General features: G+C 65.2%; 20 protein-coding genes. 15 read left to right on the top strand and 5 right to left on the bottom strand.

Annotated elements, in window-relative coordinates:
* Positions 1 to 36: 36 nt before the first annotated feature.
* Positions 37 to 1,011: a quinone oxidoreductase family protein gene (locus tag FQ746_RS07690; RefSeq protein ID WP_144108446.1), complete on the top strand. Its 975-nt coding sequence runs from the start codon at positions 37 to 39 to the stop codon at positions 1,009 to 1,011.
* 80 nt (positions 1,012 to 1,091) lie between these two features.
* On the opposite strand, the gene FQ746_RS07685 is transcribed toward FQ746_RS07690, so the two are convergent.
* Both FQ746_RS07685 and FQ746_RS07680 read right to left on the bottom strand, forming a co-directional pair.
* Positions 1,092 to 1,364: a hypothetical protein gene (locus tag FQ746_RS07685; RefSeq protein WP_144108343.1), complete on the bottom strand. Its 273-nt coding sequence runs from the start codon at positions 1,362 to 1,364 to the stop codon at positions 1,092 to 1,094.
* 62 nt (positions 1,365 to 1,426) lie between these two features.
* On the bottom strand, positions 1,427 to 3,100 hold the full coding sequence (locus FQ746_RS07680; protein ID WP_260853931.1) for a glycoside hydrolase family 18 protein: 1,674 nt from the start codon (positions 3,098 to 3,100) through the stop codon (positions 1,427 to 1,429).
* Between the two features lie 17 nt (positions 3,101 to 3,117).
* Here FQ746_RS07680 and FQ746_RS07675 point away from each other — a divergent pair, with 17 nt between their 5' ends.
* The 14 genes from FQ746_RS07675 (at position 3,118) to FQ746_RS07610 (ending at position 17,999) form a co-directional block, all read left to right on the top strand.
* Positions 3,118 to 3,432, top strand: a complete 315-nt coding sequence (locus tag FQ746_RS07675; protein ID WP_144108342.1) for a hypothetical protein — start codon at positions 3,118 to 3,120, stop codon at positions 3,430 to 3,432.
* Between the two features lie 383 nt (positions 3,433 to 3,815).
* Entirely contained in the window at positions 3,816 to 4,538 is a 723-nt protein-coding gene (locus tag FQ746_RS07670) for a transcriptional regulator (RefSeq protein ID WP_186310671.1), read from the top strand.
* A gap of 132 nt (positions 4,539 to 4,670) precedes the next feature.
* Entirely contained in the window at positions 4,671 to 4,784 is a 114-nt protein-coding gene (locus tag FQ746_RS07665; RefSeq protein ID WP_144108340.1) for a potassium ABC transporter ATPase, read from the top strand.
* Positions 4,781 to 4,873, top strand: a complete 93-nt coding sequence (gene kdpF / locus FQ746_RS07660) for a K(+)-transporting ATPase subunit F (protein ID WP_144108339.1) — start codon at positions 4,781 to 4,783, stop codon at positions 4,871 to 4,873. The genes FQ746_RS07665 and kdpF overlap by 4 nt, the downstream gene beginning before the upstream one ends.
* The gene (gene kdpA, locus FQ746_RS07655) at positions 4,870 to 6,675 is read left to right on the top strand and encodes a potassium-transporting ATPase subunit KdpA (protein WP_144108338.1); all 1,806 of its coding nucleotides are present in this window, start codon (positions 4,870 to 4,872) and stop codon (positions 6,673 to 6,675) included. Before kdpF ends, kdpA begins: the two co-directional genes overlap by 4 nt.
* A 52-nt stretch (positions 6,676 to 6,727) precedes the next feature.
* Positions 6,728 to 8,812, top strand: coding sequence for a potassium-transporting ATPase subunit KdpB (kdpB, locus tag FQ746_RS07650; protein ID WP_144108337.1), 2,085 nt, complete (start codon positions 6,728 to 6,730; stop codon positions 8,810 to 8,812).
* 12 nt (positions 8,813 to 8,824) lie between these two features.
* A complete protein-coding gene (kdpC, locus tag FQ746_RS07645) occupies positions 8,825 to 9,403 on the top strand; it encodes a potassium-transporting ATPase subunit KdpC (protein WP_144108336.1) in 579 nt (192 codons plus the stop codon).
* Between the two features lie 109 nt (positions 9,404 to 9,512).
* Positions 9,513 to 12,419, top strand: a complete 2,907-nt coding sequence (locus tag FQ746_RS07640) for a DUF4118 domain-containing protein (protein WP_144108335.1) — start codon at positions 9,513 to 9,515, stop codon at positions 12,417 to 12,419.
* The gene (gene kdpE, locus FQ746_RS07635) at positions 12,412 to 13,110 is read left to right on the top strand and encodes a two-component system response regulator KdpE (protein ID WP_144108334.1); all 699 of its coding nucleotides are present in this window, start codon (positions 12,412 to 12,414) and stop codon (positions 13,108 to 13,110) included. Before FQ746_RS07640 ends, kdpE begins: the two co-directional genes overlap by 8 nt.
* A 109-nt stretch (positions 13,111 to 13,219) precedes the next feature.
* Positions 13,220 to 13,540, top strand: a complete 321-nt coding sequence (sugE, locus tag FQ746_RS07630) for a quaternary ammonium compound efflux SMR transporter SugE (protein WP_144108333.1) — start codon at positions 13,220 to 13,222, stop codon at positions 13,538 to 13,540.
* Between the two features lie 246 nt (positions 13,541 to 13,786).
* Positions 13,787 to 14,398, top strand: a complete 612-nt coding sequence (locus FQ746_RS07625; protein WP_144108332.1) for a DUF4126 domain-containing protein — start codon at positions 13,787 to 13,789, stop codon at positions 14,396 to 14,398.
* 41 nt (positions 14,399 to 14,439) lie between these two features.
* Positions 14,440 to 16,956 (top strand): ABC transporter permease, encoded by a 2,517-nt coding sequence (locus FQ746_RS07620; RefSeq protein WP_409932382.1) that lies wholly within the window; start codon positions 14,440 to 14,442, stop codon positions 16,954 to 16,956.
* A 25-nt stretch (positions 16,957 to 16,981) separates the two neighbouring features.
* On the top strand, positions 16,982 to 17,395 hold the full coding sequence (locus FQ746_RS07615) for a group II truncated hemoglobin (protein ID WP_144108331.1): 414 nt from the start codon (positions 16,982 to 16,984) through the stop codon (positions 17,393 to 17,395).
* Positions 17,388 to 17,999, top strand: coding sequence for a DUF924 family protein (locus tag FQ746_RS07610; protein WP_144108330.1), 612 nt, complete (start codon positions 17,388 to 17,390; stop codon positions 17,997 to 17,999). The genes FQ746_RS07615 and FQ746_RS07610 overlap by 8 nt, the downstream gene beginning before the upstream one ends.
* A gap of 26 nt (positions 18,000 to 18,025) precedes the next feature.
* Here the strand turns inward: FQ746_RS07610 and FQ746_RS07605 are convergent, their stop codons facing one another.
* The 3 genes from FQ746_RS07605 to FQ746_RS07595 are packed head-to-tail and all read right to left on the bottom strand — an operon-like array spanning position 18,026 to position 20,137.
* Complete coding sequence (locus FQ746_RS07605) at positions 18,026 to 18,772, bottom strand: SDR family oxidoreductase (RefSeq protein ID WP_144108329.1); 747 nt, start codon at positions 18,770 to 18,772, stop codon at positions 18,026 to 18,028.
* Positions 18,773 to 18,824: 52 nt separating this feature from the next.
* Positions 18,825 to 19,409, bottom strand: coding sequence for a TIGR00730 family Rossman fold protein (locus FQ746_RS07600; protein WP_144108328.1), 585 nt, complete (start codon positions 19,407 to 19,409; stop codon positions 18,825 to 18,827).
* Complete coding sequence (locus FQ746_RS07595) at positions 19,406 to 20,137, bottom strand: TetR/AcrR family transcriptional regulator (protein WP_144108327.1); 732 nt, start codon at positions 20,135 to 20,137, stop codon at positions 19,406 to 19,408. Before FQ746_RS07595 ends, FQ746_RS07600 begins: the two co-directional genes overlap by 4 nt.
* Positions 20,138 to 20,154 lie beyond the last annotated feature (17 nt).

Here is a 20,154-nt window from a genome sequence, read left to right as displayed (position 1 = left end):
CTCGGCATTTCCGCATCACATAACGAAGGAGGCATGATGGTCAAAGCAATCCGCTTCGAAAAAGCCGGCGGCCCGGAAGTCATGAAATGGGTCGATGTCGAAGTCGGCGAGCCCGGTGCGGGCGAGATCCGCATCCGGCAGACCGCGGTCGGTCTGAACTATATCGACGTGTATTTCCGCACGGGTCTGTATCCGTTGCCGCTGCCCGGCGGGCTGGGCATGGAAGCGGCCGGCGTGGTCACCGCGGTCGGCGCGGACGTGAGCGCGCTGCAGGTAGGCGACCGGGTTGCCTACGTGGCACGGCCGCCTGGCGCGTACGCGCAGGAGCGTGTGTTGCCGGCCATCCAGGCGGTCAAGGTGCCCGACGCGCTGAGCGACGAGCAGGCCGCCTCGGTCATGCTGCAAGGGCTGACCGCGCAATATCTGCTGCGCCGCACGTATCCCGTGAAAGCCGGCGACACGATCTTGATTCAGGCCGCCGCCGGCGGTGTCGGTCTGCTGGTGTGTCAGTGGGCCAAGGCGCTGGGCGCGACGGTGATCGGCACGGTGGGTTCGGACGAGAAAGCGGAGATTGCGCGCGCACACGGTTGCGATCACGCCATCGTCTACACGCGCGAGAACTTCACGCAGCGCGTGCGCGAGATCACGAACGGCGCGGGTGTGCCGGTGGTGTACGACTCGATCGGCAAGGACACGTTTACCGCTTCGCTCGACTGCCTCGCGCCGCTCGGCATGTTCGTGAGCTTCGGCAATGCGTCGGGGCCGCTGCCGCCGATCGACTCGTCGGAATTCGCCGGACGCGGTTCGCTGTTTTTCACGCGCCCGACGTTGTTCAGCTATATCGCGAAGCGCAGAGATTATGAAGCGATGTCGGCCGAACTGTTCGACGTGCTGGTGTCAGGCAAGGTGAAGGCGAGCGTCAATCAACGCTATGCGCTCGCCGATGTCGGCGAGGCTCATGCCGATCTCGAAGGACGCCGCACGACGGGGTCGACCATCCTGTTGCCGTGATGCTATCGGGGCGCCTTTTTGCAGACGCCCTCGCAGACGTTATTGCAGGCGCCCCTTGCAGGCGCCCCTTGCGTGCTCGGTCAACGTGCAACCTGCGGCGACCGTTGCACGCTCTCATCGACCCGTTTGACAGTGAACCCCGCCGGCAGCAAATCCGGACCCGTCTGCCGACTCGCCGGGCGCAAATCCGGCAGCACGACGCCGCCGCCATGACCGCCGGCATCGTTCACGCTGTTGTGTTCGCCTTCGATGTAGATCAGCGTGCAGGCGCCCAGCGCCACGCCCAACGTCGATGCGCCGGCAAACTCGGCGACGAGCCGCCGGCCGGTTCGATAAAACTGGCTTCTGTTCATTTCGATCGCTCCTTGAAAAAGCGCAGACGACGCGACGTCACTCGCGCCGTCCCTGGCGCCGATCAGTCCTTCACGTTGACGCCCTTGCAGTAGAGCGGCGCCATATCCACGGCCTGGGTGATCGCCTTGCCGCCGAGCCCTTCACGCGCGGCGTTGAGCAGCACGCCGTTGTCCATTTCGATGGTCCACGTGAACAGGCCGCCGAGTCCGCGTTCGCGCACGTAATCGCCCTTGGCTTTCACCGAGCGCGGGGTGTCCACCGACATGAACAACTGCGTGCCGGGGTTGTACAGGTAGTCCGCATCGGCAATCTCGTCGGTGTACAGATTGAAGCCGTTCAGCCCGGTCTGATGCTCGAAGTCGACGTAGTTGTAGATCAGGTCGTACCACTCGGTCGTGCCCGATTCGAAGGTGCCGACGGTGGTGCCGCTGCCCGCGTCGTAGGTGCCCGTGAGCGGCGACCATTCGCTGATCTCGGCATTGCGCGCGTTGCGCGAGTAGGCCGCGTAGCCGATAAAGATCTGCTTCGACGGCACGCCGTTCGCAAGCAGGTAGTCGACGGCGGCATCGACGCTGAACTCGTCGGGGTCGTCAGGATGCGACGCATGAAGATTGGTGTGATGCGCGAGCGTCGGCGCCCACGGTGTGCCGAAGAAATCGTAGGTCATCAGGTTGATGCCCTCGACGCCCGCAGCGATCATGCCGGGAATGTCCGCCGACTGCAGGTTCGTGAGCGACGCGCCGGCGGCAATGCTGATCTTGAGCTTCGGCAGTTTCTTCTTGATGCCGCTCACCAGCAACTGAAAATTGGCGGCGTCTTCCGGGCCGTGCGGGTTGCCGTTGCCCACGGCGTTCGGGTATTCCCAGTCGAGATCGATTGCTTCGAACATCGGGAAGCGCTGCAGCAGCGACGCGATGCTGTCGACCAGCGTCTGACGGCGGCCCGCGTCGGCGCAAACCCGGTGAAACGCTTCGCTCATGGTCCAGCCGCCGAGACTGAACGACAGCGTCAGATTGGGGTTCTTTTTTTTCAGTTTGGCCAGCCCGCCCAAAACGCCTTGCGCGGTCTCCTGCGTGAACAGGTCCATGTAGTCGTTGCTGATCCAGCCAGGGAAGCCGCAATTGACGTACGACGCCACGTCGCCCCATGCATCGACGAACGTGGCCTCGTTGGTCTTGCGTTCGAAGTCGGTCGCGGCCCGGGAGATGGTGCTGGCTTTCTCGCCCATGTCGCCGACGATGCCCGCGAAACCGATGATCAGCTTGTCGTACGCGGTCGCGCTCAGCAGCATCAGATCCGCGCCGCGGCCGGCATCGGCGGGATAGGTGTCGCCCTCGAGGCGCGCATCGTATTGCGACCAGTCGGTGTAATAGCCGAACACCGTGAGATCGTTCGCCGGGTAGCGGTTATAAACGCGCTTCGCGACGCGTGTCGACGTGTACGAAAAGTTCTCGACCTCGCTTTTCGGGTTGTATCCGGTCGCCTTATAGGTCGTCTCGCTGGCCTTCTTCGACCCGGGAAATTTCTTGTCACCTGGGTCGCCGTTGAAGACCAGCTTGCTGGACGCCCGTCCGCCGGCGGGCGCTTGCGGTGCGGCATCCGCGTTCCCCGCGTTGTCGATTACGCTCGCCGCCGTTCCGGCTCGTGCGCTGTCCGTTTCCTTGGGCGCACCGCTGCGATACACCGGGCTCATGCTGCCTGCACGGCCCTGACCACTCTTGTCCGACGTTGCCATCACACACCTCGCTCGATATGAAAAAGGTCACGCTGGGCACGTTGAAAAAACTCCCCCGCCGTGACGTAACGATGATTGAACAAAGCGCGATCCGGGGACATGGAAAAGGGATAGAAAAGAGATGGAAAATACCGCGCCTTTATTATTCGATTATTCCTGATCAGGATAAAAATTATCGATGCAAAGATAATTGGCTTTTATTCTCGGGAAGCGGGCTGATTAATTCCGAAAATAAGCGTTCGTGTTGCGATCTGATTTCAATCGCCCGATCCAGCGATGAAGGACCGCAGGCCGGCTCTCGCCGACCTGCGACTGCAAGTCGCCTTGTCTGAAAACGACCTTTGTCGTGGCCGCCTCACGCCACGACGCCAGCGCTAAAACCCATTCGCGTCGCTTCGCCGCAGTGCGTCGCCCCTCAAGATCGGGTGTGCCGCTGCCGTTGTCCCGACAGGCCGTCTCGACAGCGGCCAGCGCACGTCGCGCGAACGCACGGACCGGCGCCGGCCGCCGCTATTATTTGGGAAACCCCACGATCAGCCACTTCTCTCTATTCGAAATCCATTCAAATTAAAGCTAATGTTTCAACGGAAAAATATGTTCCATTGGTCTGCATAAGTCGCATGGCTACGCTTGGCGTCTCCCGGGTCATGACGAGGCACGCCAAATGAATTGCGATGCGAATGAAATTATCTTTGATTGGGACCGAGATCGCGTCTTGCGCGGAACAGTTCAAACCAGAATAACCGGTCAGCAGAAAGCTTTATTACGGTTGCTGGTCGATCGCGAAACGACGGTCAGCCCGCGCGAATTTCTGCTCGATTGCATCTGGGGAGAGCGGGCGCCTTATGTCGACGAACTGTACCTGGTGCAACTGGTGTATCGGCTGCGCAAGTCGTTGACGGCGGTCGGTCTCGACCGGTGCATCGTGACCGTGCCGCGGCGAGGCTACCGCTTCGTTCCGCTCGCGCAGACCGGCCGGCCGGAGGTCGAGCGCATGGCCGAGGCCAGTCCAGCTTCCCGGAGCGAATCGCGTGCCGCCTGCGCGCATGCGCTCGGCTATCTGCTGTCGCGGCTGGGCGCGGCACCCGCCGAAGCGCCGCTGACCGCGTCGGTGTTCATCGCCGATCTTGGCCTGCACCTGGACGAGTCGCATGGCGTCGTCACCTATGGGCAGGTGGTCGCGCGGCTCACGCGGCTCGAACTCCGTCTGCTGGCCGCGCTGACCCAGCATCCCGATACCGTCTTGCCGAAGCACGAGATCATCGCCAGCGTGTGGGGCGAGCACGTGATGATCGACGAGAACTCGCTGACGCAACTCGTCTCGCGTTTGCGCCGCGCGCTGCTGCCGCTCGGTCTCGACTGCTGTGTCGCCGTGGCGCCCAAGGTCGGCTACCAGTTCGACTGCACGCGCGTCGCGGCGACCGCCTGTTCGTGGTGAGGCAAACCTGAATCGCTCCCAACATCCCGGCGTTTACACGATTTTTATACGCACCTCCCGCTCTTTGATCAGCCCTTTATGTGCTTCGGCATACCGTTCTACCCATCCAAAGTCCGTGAATGGAGAACAAAAATGGATGTGCTGTATGTCGGGGGGCTTGCGCTGTTTGCCGCGCTGACCTTTGCGTTAATCGTCGGCTGCGAAAAATTGCTGCGCTCGCGCGGTGGTCAGGGAGCGCGCTCATGAACTGGATTCTCTGGTTGTCGAGCGCAGCGACCGTGCTGCTGTTCGTGTATCTGGTGTATGCGCTGCTGCGCGCGGAGGACATTGAATGAACCCGAACAATGTCCTGCAGATCGTCGTCTTTCTGGTCGTGCTGCTCGCGGCCGCCGTGCCGATGGCGCGTTACCTCAGCAACGTGATGGACGGCAGCTCGCGCGTGCTGCGCGTCGGCGGCTGGCTCGAACGCGGGTTGTATCGCGTGGCCGGCGTCGACGCGACGCGCGAAATGAGCTGGAAGCACTACGCGATCGCCACGATCGCGTTCAACGTATTGGGCGTCGCGTTCCTGTACGTGTTGTTGCGCGTGCAAGGGTGGCTGCCGGGCAATCCGCAGCAGTTCGGCGCGATGACCGTGGACGGCGCCTTCAATACCGCCATCAGCTTCGTCACCAACACCAACTGGCAGGATTACACGCCGGAGCAGACCGTCGGCTATCTTACGCAGATGCTCGGCCTGACGGTGCAGAACTTTCTGTCGGCCGCGACCGGCATCGTCGTGGTGATCGCGCTGATTCGCGGCTTCGCGCGGCATACGGCGAGCACCATCGGCAACTTCTGGGTGGATATCACGCGGGTGACGCTGTACGTGTTGCTGCCCATGTCGATGATCGTCGCGGCCGTGCTGATGAGCCAGGGCGTGATCCAGAACTTCAAGTCCTACCAGGACGTCCCGACGCTGCAGACCACGACGTACGCCGCGCCGAAACTCGACGCCCAGGGCAATCCGGTGAAGGATGCGAAGGGCAATGCGGTGACGGTCGATACGCCGGTGAAGACGCAGACCATCGCGATGGGTCCGGTCGCCTCGCAGGAAGCCATCAAGATGCTCGGCACCAATGGCGGCGGCTTCTTCAATGGCAACTCGGCGCATCCGTACGAGAACCCGACGCCGTTCGCCAACTTCCTGCAAATCTTCTCGATTCTGATCATTCCGGCCGCGCTGGCGCTGGTGTTCGGTCGCATGATCGCGGACCGCAAGCAGGGCATCGCCGTGCTCGCGGCGATGACGGTCGCGTTCGCCGTCTGCGTGGCCGGCGAAGTCGGCGCGGAACAGCGCGGCAATCCGGCGTTGACGGCATTGCATGTCGATCAGTCGGCGAATGCGGGGCAGTCGGGCGGCAACGCGGAGGGCAAGGAAACCCGTTTCGGTATCGCGCAATCGGGTCTCTTCACCGTCGCGACCACGGCGGCTTCGTGCGGCGCGGTGGCCAATACGCACGACTCGCTCACGCCGATCGGCGGTCTCTATCCGATGTTGCTCATGCAACTGGGCGAGGTGATCTTCGGCGGCGTGGGCTCGGGGTTGTACGGGATGCTCGTGTTCGCGATGCTCGCCGTGTTCGTGGCGGGTCTGATGATCGGTCGCACGCCGGAATACGTCGGCAAGAAAATCGAGTCGTACGAGATGAAGATGGTGTCCATCGTCGTGCTGCTGACGCCGCTGCTGGTGCTGGTCGGCACGTCGATCGCGGTGCTCAGCGACGCGGGCCGCGCCGGCATTCTGAATCCGGGCGCACACGGCTTCTCCGAAATCCTCTACGCGTTCAGTTCGGCCGCCAACAACAACGGCAGCGCGTTCGCCGGGCTGACGGTCGGCACGCCGTTCTACAACTGGCTGACGGCGATTGCGATGTGGTTCGGGCGCTTCGGCACGATCGTGCCGGTGCTGGCGATCGCCGGCTCGCTGGCCGCGAAAAAGCGCCTCGGCGTCACGGGCGGCACGCTGCCCACGCACGGTCCGCTGTTCGTCGCGCTGCTGCTCGGCACCGTGCTGCTGGTCGGCGCACTCACTTACGTGCCCGCGCTCGCGCTCGGCCCCGGTGTCGAACATCTGATGATGATGGGCGCGCACTGAGCGCCCGGTTCGATCGTCCTGTTCAGGCGCTAACGGAGTATTCGAGGATTTCATGACTCAACATAATGCAACCCGATCCCTGCTCGACCCGGCGCTGCTGCGCCCGGCGATCGTGGATTCGTTCAGGAAGCTGACGCCGCGCACGCAGTTGCGCAACCCGGTGATGTTCTGCGTGTACGTCGGCAGTCTGCTGACCACGCTGCTGTGGATCGCCGCGCTCGCCGGTCAGGCGGAAGCGCCGGCCGGCTTCATTCTCGCGGTCACCTTGTGGCTGTGGTTCACGGTGCTGTTCGCGAACTTCGCGGAGGCGCTCGCCGAGGGCCGCTCGAAGGCCCAGGCCGCGTCGCTGCGTAGCGCGAAGCAGGACGTGATGGCGAAAAAGCTCAACGAACCGCATCCGAAGTCACCGATCCGCATCACGACGGCCTCCGATCTGCGGCGCGGCGACGTCGTGCTGGTGGAAACCGGCGACGTGATTCCCGCCGATGGCGAAGTGATCGACGGCGTCGCGTCGGTCGACGAGTCGGCGATTACCGGCGAATCCGCACCGGTGATCCGCGAGTCGGGCGGCGACTTCTCGTCGGTGACGGGCGGCACGCGCGTGCTGTCGGACTGGATCGTGGTGCGGGTCACGGCCAATCCCGGCGAAGCGTTTCTCGACCGCATGATCGCGATGGTGGAAGGCGCCAAGCGCCAGAAGACGCCGAACGAAATCGCGCTGACCATTCTGCTGGTCGCGCTGACCATCGTGATGCTGCTCGCCACCGCCACGCTGCTGCCGTTCTCGATGTTCTCGGTCGACGCCGCGAAAGCGGGGCACGTGGTGTCGATTACCGCATTGGTCGCGTTGCTCGTGTGCCTGATTCCGACCACGATCGGCGGCCTGCTGTCGGCCATCGGCGTGGCCGGCATGAGCCGGATGATGCAGGCCAACGTGATTGCCACGTCGGGACGCGCGGTGGAAGCGGCCGGCGACGTCGACGTATTGCTGCTTGACAAGACCGGCACGATCACACTGGGCAACCGTCAGGCCGCGTTGTTCGTGCCGGCGCCCGACACGAGCGAAGAAGCGCTCGCCGATGCCGCGCAACTCGCGTCGCTTGCCGATGAAACGCCGGAAGGCCGCAGCATCGTCGTGCTGGCCAAGCAGCGCTTCAACATCCGTCAGCGCGATATGGCCTCGTTGCAGGCAGTGTTCCTCGCGTTCACCGCGCACACGCGGATGAGCGGTGTCGATCTGCCGGGGCGTGAGATTCGCAAGGGCGCCGCCGATGCCGTGCGGCGTTACGTCGAAACCAATGGCGGACGCTTTCCGAACGAAGTCGGCAATGCGGTCGACGAAGTGGCGCGGCGCGGCAGCACGCCGCTCGTGGTCGCCGAGAAGGACGCTCACGGGGCGCGCGTGCTCGGTGTGATCGAGTTGAAGGACGTGGTGAAGGGCGGCATCAAGGAGCGCTTCGCCGAGTTGCGCAAGATGGGCATCAAGACGGTGATGGTGACCGGCGACAACCGGCTCACCGCCGCGGCCATCGCCGCCGAAGCCGGGGTCGACGACTTCCTCGCCGAAGCCACGCCGGAGGCCAAGCTCGCGACGATCCGCGCGCATCAGGCCGAAGGTCGGCTGGTCGCGATGACGGGCGACGGCACCAACGACGCGCCGGCGCTCGCGCAGGCCGACGTCGCGGTGGCGATGAACACCGGCACGCAGGCCGCGAAGGAAGCCGGCAACATGGTCGACCTCGATTCGAACCCGACCAAGCTGATCGAAATCGTCGAGATCGGCAAGCAGATGCTGATGACACGCGGCTCGCTCACCACGTTTTCGATTGCCAACGACGTCGCCAAATACTTCGCGATCATTCCGGCCGCGTTCGCTACGACCTATCCGGCGCTCAACGCGCTGAACGTGATGCATCTCGCGACACCGGCTTCCGCGATCATGTCGGCGGTGATTTTCAACGCGCTGATCATCGTGCTGCTCATCCCGCTCGCGCTCAAAGGCGTGCGCTACCGCGCGCTCGGCGCGGCGGTGCTGTTGCGTCGCAATCTGCTGGTGTATGGACTGGGCGGGATCGTCGTGCCGTTCATCGGCATCAAGCTGGTGGATATGCTGCTGTCCGCGTGCGGTTGGGTTTAACAAGGAACCATCATGAACACATTGTTTCGTCCGCTGCTGGTGATTTTCGTGGTGCTCACCACGCTCACCGGCCTCGCGTATCCCGCGGTGATGACCGCGTTCGGCCAGACGGTGTTCGCCGATCAGGCCAACGGCAGTCTGCTCCAGCAGAACGGCAAGCTGGTCGGCTCGGCGCTGATCGGTCAGCAGTTCGATGCGCCGCAGTATTTCTGGGGCCGTCTGTCGGCCACCAGTCCGATGCCGTATAACGCGCAAGGCTCGAGCGGCTCGAATCTCGGGCCGACCAATCCGGCATTGCTCGACGAAGTCAAAGGTCGCATCGACGCGTTGAAGGCGGCCGGCACGGACATGTCGAAGCCGGTGCCGGTCGATCTGGTGACCTCGTCGGGCAGCGGTCTCGATCCGGAAATCAGCCCGGCGGCGGCCGCGTATCAGATCGATCGCGTGGCCGCCGCGCGCAAGCTCGCGCCGAACGACGTGGCGGCGCTGGTCGATCGCTACACCAAAGGCCGTCAGTTCGGTCTGTTCGGCGAAGCGCGGGTGAACGTGCTGCAACTGAATCTGGCGCTGGACGAGATGAAGCGCGGATGAGGGCCGACTCGAGGCGATTCACGGCGACGGTCGCGACGACATTTGCGGCGGCGCGGCCGTCGTGCCACCATGCGCACACCGCCGCAAACCGCTATCCGAAACCCCGAGCATGAACCGCCCCGATCCCGACGAACTGCTCGACAAACTGCAGCGCGACGAAGCGAAACGTCAGCGCGGCGCGCTGAAGATTTTTTTCGGCGCGTCGGCCGGGGTCGGCAAGACCTATGCGATGTTGCAGGCCGCGCGCCGGCGTATCGACGAAGGCGTGGACGTGCTGGTCGGCGTGGCCGAAACGCACGGCCGCAGCGAGACGGCCGCGCTGCTCGAAGGTCTGGCGGTGCTGCCGCTCGCGCAACTCGTCTACCGCGGCCGTGAACTCGGCGAGTTCGATCTCGATGCCGCGCTCGCCCGCCGTCCGCAACTGATCCTCGTCGACGAACTCGCGCATTCGAACCTGCCCGGCGCGCGGCATCTGAAGCGCTGGCAGGACGTGCACGAACTGCTCGATGCGGGCATCGACGTCTATACGACGGTCAACGTTCAACACCTCGAAAGCCTGAACGACGTGGTAGGCCAGATTACCGGCATCCGCGTGTGGGAGACCGTGCCCGACCGCGTGTTCGATCGCGCCGACGAGGTCACGCTGGTCGACCTGCCGGCCGAGGAACTGCTTGACCGGCTGCGCGACGGCAAGGTGTATCTGCCGCAGCAGGCCGAGCGCGCGGTGCGCAATTTCTTTCGCAAAGGCAATCTGATCGCGTTGCGCGAGCTGGCGCTGCGCCGCACCGCCGACCGCGTGGATGCGCAGATGCGGGAATATCGCGCCGACCGTTCGATCGAGCGGCTGTGGCAGGCGCGCGAGCGCTTGCTGGTGTGCGTCGGTCCCGGTGCAGAGGCGCCGTTGCTGGTGCGCGCGGCGGCGCGGCTCGCGGCGAGTCTGAAGGCCGACTGGCTTGCGGTTTACGTCGAAACACCGGCGCTGCAGCGCTTGCCGGCGGCGCGCCGCGAACGCACGCTGAACGCGCTGAAGCTGGCCGCCGAACTCGGTGCGGAAACCGCCACGCTGGCCGGCTCGGATGCGCTTGCGGCGATCGTCGGGTATGCGCAGGCGCGCAACGTGTCGAAGCTGGTCGCGGGCGCCTCCACGCGCACCGGAGTCTGGCGCTGGCTGCGCCGGCCGTTCGGCGAGCGCCTCGCGCAACGCTCGGGCGAACTGGATCTCACGCTGATTCGCGCGTCGTCCGAACGCGACGGCGGCGCGCAGCGGCGGCTGCTCGATACCACCGCGAACGCGTGGCGCGATGCGCTCAGCGCGGCCAGGGAGCGCCGTTCGCCGCCGCGCGCTTACGGTCTCGCGGTGGCGATGTGCGCGGCCATCTCGTTGCTCGCGAGCTGGCTCAGCGCCCACATCGATCTGACGAACCTGGTGATGCTGTACCTGCTCGGCGTGGTTTTTACCGCCGCCAGACTCGGGCGCGGGCCGGGTGTCCTGCTGTCGTTTCTCAGCGTCGCCGCGTTCGATTTCTTCTTCGTGCCGCCGCGCATGTCGCTGTCGGTGTCGGACACGCAGTATCTGCTGACCTTCTTCGGCATGCTGTTGACCTCGCTCGTGATCAGCCATCTCACCTCCAGCCTGCGCCGCGAAGCGCGCGTGGCGCGGCGGCGCGAGCAGCGTACCGGCGCGATGTACGCGATGGCGCGCGAACTGGCCGCGGCGCTCACCACCGAGCAGATCGTCGGCATCGGCAGCCGGCATGTCGGCGAAGTGTTCGGTGCGCGCGTCGCGATTCTGCTGCCGGATAGCGCCGACCGGGTCAGGCAGAAGCTCGACGATCCCGATCCCGCAGCCTTCACGCTCGATGGCGATGCGCTCGATATCGACGTCGGCCAGTGGGTGTACGACCGGCAGCAGCCGGCCGGGCATGGCACGGACACGCTGCCGGCCGCCGCCGCGCTGTATCTGCCGCTGAAGGCGCCGATGCGCACGCGCGGCGTGCTCGCCGTGGTGCTGCGCGAGGCGCGCGAAGTGCAGCCGCCCGAACAGCAGCGCATGCTCGACGCGTTCGCTGCGCAGATCGCTCTGGCGCTGGAGCGCGTGCATTACGTGGATATCGCACGCGATGCGCTCGTCAACATGGAGTCGGAGCGCTTGCGCAATGCGTTGCTGTCCGCGATTTCGCATGACCTGCGCACGCCGCTGACGACGATCGTCGGGTTCTCGTCGATGCTCGCGCAAGGGCGTGAAAGCGCGGCGGCTGAATTGCCTGAATCGCCCGAATCGTCTGAATCGCCCGCGCGCCGCCAGGCCGACGACGAACTGGTCGACGCGATCCACGAAGAAGCGCTGCGCATGACCAGCATCGTCACCAATCTGCTGGACATGGCGCGGCTGCAGGCGGGCAGTCTGCGCTTGAACCAGCAATGGACGCTGCTCGAAGAAACCGTCGGCGCGGCGCTGCGGGCGTGCAAGCGGGTGCTGGCCAGACATCCGGTGCGGGTGCTGCTGCCGGCGGATTTGCCGCTGCTGCATCTGGACGCCGTGCTGATGGAGCGGCTCTTTTCCAATCTGTTCGAGAATGCCGCGAAATATGCCGCGCCGGGCACCGAGGTGACGATCGGCGCGCAACGCCTCGACGCCGACGGGCAGTCGTTCGTGCGCGTGAGCGTCGACGATCTCGGGCCGGGCCTGCCTGCCGGCATGGAAGCGCGGGTGTTCGAGAAATTCACGCGCGGCGAGAAGGAGTCGGCCAAGCCGGGCATCGGCTTGGGACTCGCGATCTGCCGGGCGATCGTGGAAGCGCACGGCGGTACAATCGGCGCCCTCAACCGGCAAGGGGCAGAAGGGCAGATCGAAGGCGCGCGTTTCTGGTTCACGCTGCCGGTGTTGACGGCGCCCGCCGTGCCCGAAGACGAGCACGAGGATGAACAGGAGCACGAGTCCGTGCCCGCGCACGCGCCGGAAGAAGCCGCAGGCGCTTCCATTTCCCACTTGCCGCCCGACTTGAACCATGACTGACCCGAGCATCACCGTCGTCCTGATCGAAGACGAAAAGCAGATCCGCCGCTTCGTGCGGACCGCGCTGGAAGGCGAGGGCATCGCCGTGTACGACGCCGAAACCGGCAAGCAGGGGCTCGTCGAAGCGGCGACGCGGCAGCCGGATCTCGTCATCGTCGATCTGGGTTTGCCCGATACGGACGGACTCGACGTGATCCGCGAACTGCGCGGCTGGAGCGAATTGCCGGTGATCGTGCTGTCGGCGCGCACGCAGGAGAGCGAGAAAGTCGCCGCGCTCGATGCCGGCGCCGACGACTACCTGACCAAACCGTTCGGCGTGTCCGAACTGCTGGCGCGGATCCGCGCGCATCTGCGGCGGCGTAATCAGGGCGGCGCGAGCGAGTCGCCGCAGGTGCGCTTCGGCGCGGTCACCGTCGATCTGGCCTTGCGTCAGGTGAGCCGGGACGGCGCCGCGATTCATCTGACGCCGCTCGAATACCGGCTGCTCGCGACGCTGGTGCGGCACGCCGGGCGCGTGCTGACGCATCGGCAACTGCTGCGCGACGTGTGGGGACCGTCGCACGTGGAGAGCTACCACTATCTGCGTATCTACATGGCGCATCTGCGAGGCAAGCTCGAACGCGACCCGGCGCAGCCGGAGCATATCGTCACGGAAACGGGTGTGGGCTACCGGCTGGTGGGCGTGTCCTGAACGCATGAGGTCGACCGGCGGCGCGGCGCGCTTTGTTATAGTGCCCGGCTGTAAGGACGGCCTTACGCATTCGACAAACGGGGACGGCCCCACTCGTCATGGAGCGTTCATGTCCTGGTTTCTTCTCTTTATCGCCGGTTTGCTCGAAGTCGCCTGGGCCGCCGGTCTCAAAACTTCCGAAGGTTTTACCCGGCTCTGGCCGTCCGTCTTCACGGTGGTGACCGCGCTCGGCAGCTTCGTGCTGCTTGCCATGGCCATGCGGCAACTGCCGCTCGGCACGGCCTACGCGGTCTGGACGGGCATCGGCGCGGTCGGCGCGTTCATCTTCGGCATCGTGGTGATGGGCGAGGCGCTGACGGTGGCGCGGGTCGCCAGCGCAGTGCTCATCGTGATCGGGCTGATCGGGCTCAAGCTGTCGTCGGGACACTGAATCGCGCGCCGCAGCAGATCGGGCCGCGGCCCACGCCCGGCCGACGGGCGTTTCGCCGCGGCGTTTTGTTTGCTGCTCTGCGATCTGCGAATTAAGGTGGCTATAATGAGACGGAATCCAACCTGAAATTGCCCGCGGCCTCTTTGGCGCGGCCGGCTTGGCGCGGGTCTGACGAGTTCGGTGCGGCGGGGCTCTCCGCCTTGCCCACCGACGCGCCCGGCACGCCCAGCGCGCCCGGAGACGGCCATGCTTGAATCACTCTCGCTCGCAGCGGGCCTTTCGTGGGGCAGCGGTCTGCGGCTCTACCTCACTGTCCTGCTGGCCGGCGTATTCGGACGCCTCGGTCTTGTTCATTTGCCCGATACGCTGTCGGCGCTGATGTCGCCCTGGGTCATCGGCGTAGCGGGCGTGCTGACGGTCACCGAATTTCTCGCCGATAAAATCCCCGCGTTCGACTCCCTGTGGGACGCCGTTCACACCTTCATTCGAATTCCCGCCGGCGCGATGCTGGCCGCAGGCGCATTAGGCCATGCCGATCCCGCGTTGCTGACGGTTGCCGCGCTCGCCGGCGGCACGCTCGCCGGCACCTCGCATCTGGCCAAAGCCGGCACGCGCGCGCTGATCAACCTGTCGCCGGAACCCGTCTCCAATGTCGTGACCTCTACCGCCGAAGACGGTCTGGTGTTCGTCGGCATGCTGCTCGCGCTGTTCGTGCCGTTCCTCTTTCTCGTGCTGATGATCGGGTTTCTGATGCTCGCCAGCTGGGCTTTGCCGCGGCTCTGGCGCGGCGTGCAAGGCGGCTTTCGCGGCATGGCGACGCATATGGTGTCGCACTTCGCGAGGAGCCGGCACGATTGAGCGATACACGACGTAACCAGACGGGGCACGGCTTGCGCGGGATGGATCTGCTGCGTCAGGCCGTTCGGATGACGGCGCGCGACTGGCGCGCGGGCGAGCTGACCATGCTGCTGCTCGCACTGGTGCTGGCGGTCGCCGCCCTGTCCAGCGTCGGATTCCTCGCCGACCGTTTGCATCTCGGGCTCGAACGCGACGCGCGTCGCATGATCGCCGCCGACTTCATCGTGCGCGCGGATCATCCCGTCGATCCGCAATTCGCCGCGCAAGCCAAAGCACTCGGTCTGAACACCGCCACCACGGCGATTTTCCCCAGCATGATCAGTTCGGCCGGCACGCAGCCGGTCTCGCGGCTCGCCGCCATCAAGGCGGTGTCGCCCGGCTATCCGTTGCGCGGCGCGTTGCAGATTGCCTCCGCGCCCGGCGCCGCCGATCGTCCCGCGCAATCGATTCCCGCGCCCGGCACCGTGTGGGTCGACGAGGCGCTGCTCGACGCGCTCAAGCTACGGGTCGGCGATACGGTGAAGGTGGGCAATCGCGGCTTCACCATCGGCGCGGTGATCAAGCGCGAGCTCGACCGCGGTTTCTCCTTCGTCAATTTCTCGCCGCGTTTGATGCTGCGCGCCGACGACGTGCCGTCCACCGGGCTCATCACGTTCGGCAGCCGCGTGACTTACCGGCTGCTGGTGGCGGGCGCGGACCCGTCCGTGGCGCGCTTCGCGCAGTTCGCGCACGGCAAGGTCGACGACGGCAAGATGCGCGGCGTCGCGCTCGAATCGCTGCAGGACGGCCAGCCCCAAGTGCGTCAGACGCTCGATCGCGCGAGTCACTTTCTCACGCTGGTGTCGTTGCTGACGGCATTGCTCGCGGCGGTCGCGATTGCGATGGCGGCGCATCGGTATATGCGCCGCCATCTGGACGGCTGCGCGGCGATGCGTTGCCTCGGCGTCAGCCAGGCGGCGTTGCGCACGCTGTTCACGCTGGAATTCGTCGGGCTGGGTCTGATCGGCGGGGTGCTGGGTATCGCGCTGGGTTTTTTGGGGCATCTCGCGCTGTTGACGTGGCTCGGCAGTCTGATCGACGTCGCGTTGCCTTATCCGACCGCGTGGCCCGCGCTCGAAGGCATCGCCGCCGGTCTCGTGCTATTGCTCGGGTTCGCGTTGCCGCCCTTGCTGCCGCTCACGCGCGTGTCGCCGGTACGCGTGCTGCGCCGCGAGTGGGGCGAGGCGGGCCGGACCGCGTGGGCGGCCTACGCGCTCGGCATCGTGCTGTTCGCCGCGCTGCTGATCGTTGCGGCGGGCGAACTCAAACTCGGCGGGATCGTGGCGGGCGGCTTCGCCGGCGGCTTGCTGATCTTCGCCTGTATCGCGCGGCTGGCGTTGTGGGGCGCGGCGCGCCTCGTGCGCAGCGAACGCGTGAATGCGGGACTCGGCTGGCGCTACGCGCTCGCGTCGCTGGAACGGCGCAGCAGTGCCAGCGCGCTGCAGATCACCGCGCTCGGCATCGGCCTGATGTGCCTGCTGCTGATTGCGATGACGCGCGACGACCTGGTGGCCGGCTGGCGCAAGTCGACGCCGCCGGATGCGCCCAACGAATTCATCATCGATATCCAGCCGGATCAACGGCAAGCGGTGGCCGGGTATCTGAACACGCACGGGGTGCCCGATCCGGCGCTGTCACCGATGGTGCGCGGCCGCCTCACGGCGATCAACGGCCGCGCGGTGAACCCGGACTCCTTCAAGGAAGAGAACGCCAAACGGCTGGTGGATCGCGAGTTCAATCTGTCGTACACGACCGAGTTGCCCGACGACAACCGGCTGACCGCCGGCACGTGGTATGGCAATTCGACTACGCCGCAGATTTCGATCGAAGAGGGTCTCGCCAAGGTGCTCAAGGTGAAGCCGGGCGACACGCTGCGCTTCGACGTGACCGGCTTGCAGATCGACGCGCCGGTGACCAGCGTGCGCAAGCTCGACTGGGGTTCGTTCAAGGTCAACTTCTTCGTGCTGATGCCGCCGGCTGCGTTGCGGGACTTCCCGGCGACCTTCATTACGAGCTTCCATCTGCCGCAGGACAGGCAGTCGACCATCGACGGCCTGATTGCCGCGTATCCGAATCTCACCGCGATCGACACCGGGCCGATTCTCGCGCAGGTGCAGCGCGTGCTGGAGCAGGTGATCGGCGCGGTGCAGTTCCTGTTCGCGTTCACGCTCGCGGCGGGCGTGCTGGTGCTGTACGCGGCGCTCGCCGGCACGCGCGACGAGCGCATGCGCGAATCCGCGCTGTTGCGCGCGCTGGGCGCGTCGCATCGCCAGGTGCGCTCGGTGCAGGTAGCCGAGTTCGTCGCAGTGGGCGCGCTGGCCGGTTTCATGGCGGCGCTCGGTGCACAGGCGATCGGCTGGGTGCTGGCCACGCGCGTGTTCGAGTTTTATCTGAGCTTCAATCCGTGGATGCTGCCGGTGGGCATCGCCGCGGGTGTCGCGTGCGCCGGCCTGGGCGGCTGGCTGAGCTTGCGGCACGTGTTGTCGCGGCCCGCGTTGCAATCGCTGCGGGACGCGTGATTTTTCTTTCTGTCGACGAGTGGGTATGAGTGATCTGGATGACGAAGTGTCCGCGGCGCAGCCGACGGCCTTCGAACTGGTGGGCGGCGAAGCGCGCGTGCGCGAACTGATCGACCGCTTTTACGACTTGATGGATCTCGAAGCGGAGTTCGCCGGGATTCGTGCCTTGCACCCCGAGTCGCTCGACGGCTCGCGCGACAAGTTCTTCTGGTTTCTTTGCGGCTGGCTGGGCGGGCCGGATCATTACATCAGCCGCTTCGGGCATCCGCGTTTGCGGGCGCGCCATCTGCCGTTTGCCATTGCGTCGGGCGAGCGCGATCAGTGGCTGCGCTGCATGGCGTGGGCCATGGAAGACATCGGCCTGGCCGAGCCGCTGCGCGAACGTCTGCTCGGCTCGTTCTTCGAAACCGCGGACTGGATGCGCAACCGGAATGGTTGACGGAGGGGACGAGTACGCGAGCTTGCCCGAGGAGGCGCGCGCCGTGCTCGATGTCTGGTTCGGTGCGCCGGACTCGCCGGACTTCGGGGCGGAGCGCAAGCTCTGGTTCGCCCGCAACCGGAGCTTCGACGCGATGCTGCGCGAGCGGTTCGGCGCAATGATCGAAGCGGGCTGTGCCGGCCGGCTGGACAGTTGGACCGCCACGCCGCTCGGCGCGTTGGCGTTGATCGTCGTGCTGGATCAGTTCTCGCGCAATTGCCATCGCCATACGGCGCGCGCGTTCGCAGCCGACCCCTGCGCGCTGCGTGTCGCGCAACGGATGGTCGCGCGCGGCGACGATCTTTTATTGCCGGGCGCGCATCACCGCGCTTTCGCCTATCTCCCGTTCGAACACGACGAGACGCTCGCGAGTCAGCGGGAATCGTTGCGACTGTTCGGGCAGATCGAGGCCGAGCCGGGCGGGAAGTCTTATTACAGGTTCGCGGAAAGGCACGCGCGGATCATCGAGCGCTTCGGGCGGTTTCCACATCGTAATGCCGCGTTGGGCCGGACATCGACGGACGAAGAAGCCGCTTTTCTGCGCGAACGCGGCTCTTCTTTCTGAGTGAACGCTCGAGCGCGTCGGCGCTTTTAGCGCCCGCCCGCGACGTCGAGCAACGCGCCGGTCACGTACGACGCGGCATCGCTTAGCAACCAGACGATGCTTTGCGCCACTTCCTCCGCGCTGCCGGGACGACCGAGCGGTGTGCTCGCGCCGAGTTGCGCGGCCCGGTCGGGCTTGCCGCCGCTCGCATGAATTTCGGTATCGATCAGCCCCGGACGCACGGCGTTCACCCGCACGCCTTGCGGACCGAGTTCCTTCGCGAGACCGATAGTCAGCGTGTCGATCGCGCCTTTGGAGCCGGCGTAATCGACGTATTCGTTCGGCGAACCCAGCCGCGCCGCCGCCGACGAGATATTGACGATCACGCCGCCCGCGCCGCCACGCTGTGTCGACAGACGGCGCGCCGCTTCGCGCGCGCACAGATACGCGCCGAGCACGTTGACGTCGAACACGCGCTTCAGGCGCGCGAGGTCCATGTCGGCCAGCTGGCTCGACGGCGCGACGATGCCTGCATTGTTGACGAGCGCGTCGAGCCGGCCGAACCGTTGCTGGACCGTATCGAACATGGCGATCACGTCGGCTTCGCTGGCGACGTCGCCGGCTATCGCGACAGCCTGGCCACCCGCGCGCTCCACCTCGGCTACCGTGGTCTGTGCGGCCTCGAGATTCTGCGTGTAGTTCACGCCTACGCACCAGCCTTGCGCGCCGAGCAGACGCGCGCTCGCGCGGCCAATGCCGCGGCTGCCACCGGTGATCAGAACGGCTTTTGTCATTGCAACCTCATCGTGGGAGACGGCGCGCACGGAACGTGCGGCCGGGTGCCGCTCAAACCGCGTCGCGTTTGATTGCCCACTTGTCCGTGGACGGCGGCGAATAGTGTTGGAGCTTGCCGATCAGCGCGGTGGGATCGGCGTCGATCTGTAGCAGGTCGACGTAAGTCTGGCGCATGAAGCCTTCGTCGACCGTGTGCTGCAGCATCGCGATCAACGGGTCGTAGAAGCCGGCGATATTCAGCAAGGCCACCGGTTTCTGGTGATACCCAAGCTGCGCCCACGTGAACACTTCGAACAGCTCTTCCAGCGTGCCCGCGCCGCCCGGCATCGCGACGAACGCGTCGGACAGGTCGGCCATCATCTTCTTGCGCTGATGCATGTCGGGCACCACATGCAGTTCGGTCAGACCGTTATGGCCGACTTCCTTGTTGACCAGCAATTCGGGAATCACGCCGATCGCGCGGCCGCCTTCGGCCATCACCGTGTCGGCGATCACGCCCATCAGGCCGACCTTGCCGCCGCCGTAGACGAGCGCGAGATCCGCCTCTACGAGCGCGCGGCCGAAGGCGCGCGCCGCTTCGGCGTACAGGGGTTTGGCGCCGTTGGAGGAGCCGCAATACACACAAACCGACTTCATGTTCGAACGTCCTTCGATTCATTACGGGGCGCCGCGCCTTCCTTGGGCGGAAGGTAGTCGTAAAACTCGCGCTTGGGCAGCTTACCGGAAACAAGATCGTCGAAGATCTGCCGCGAGCGGCCGCGTAGATAAGGGGCCATCAGCGAGACGATCTGCACGCTCACCTGATGCAGTTCCGCCTGAATCGCTTCCTGCTCGTTGTACTTGCGCGGATTCATCACGAACTGATACGACAGCCAGTAAGTGCCGATCACGCCGACGTTGGTCGCAATCACCTGCAACTCGGCCGGCGTCGCGACCATTTCGCCGTCGGCCACCAGCTGTTCGCAGAACTGGCTGGCGAAGCGGACCTTGTGACTGATGATCTGCTTGAAGTGCGTTTCGAGCGTGCGGTTGCGCGCCAGCAGGTCGTTCAGATCACGATATAAAAACCGGTAGCGCCAGGTGAAATCGACCATGTACTGCAGATACGACCACATTTCGTCGATGGTCGCGCGGTGATTGTCGGGGAAGCGCAGACGCTTTTCGATCTCCTGCTCGAACTGGCTGAAGATGCTGTTGATGATGTCGTCTTTGTTGCGGAAGTGGTAGTACAGGTTGCCCGGACTGATCTCCATTTCCTCGGCGATGGTCGTCGTCGTGACGTTCGGCTCGCCGATTTCGTTGAAGAGTTTCAACGAGAGTTCGAGAATCCGTTCGCGCGTGCGGCGGGGAGGTTTGGCTTCCATGTCGTCCGGCCCTGGTG

The organism is Paraburkholderia sp. BCC1886, from assembly GCF_900996245.1.
Taxonomy (GTDB): domain Bacteria; phylum Pseudomonadota; class Gammaproteobacteria; order Burkholderiales; family Burkholderiaceae; genus Paraburkholderia.
The sequence above is the reverse complement of the archived record's forward strand: the minus strand, read 5'-3'. Positions and strand labels throughout refer to the sequence as shown.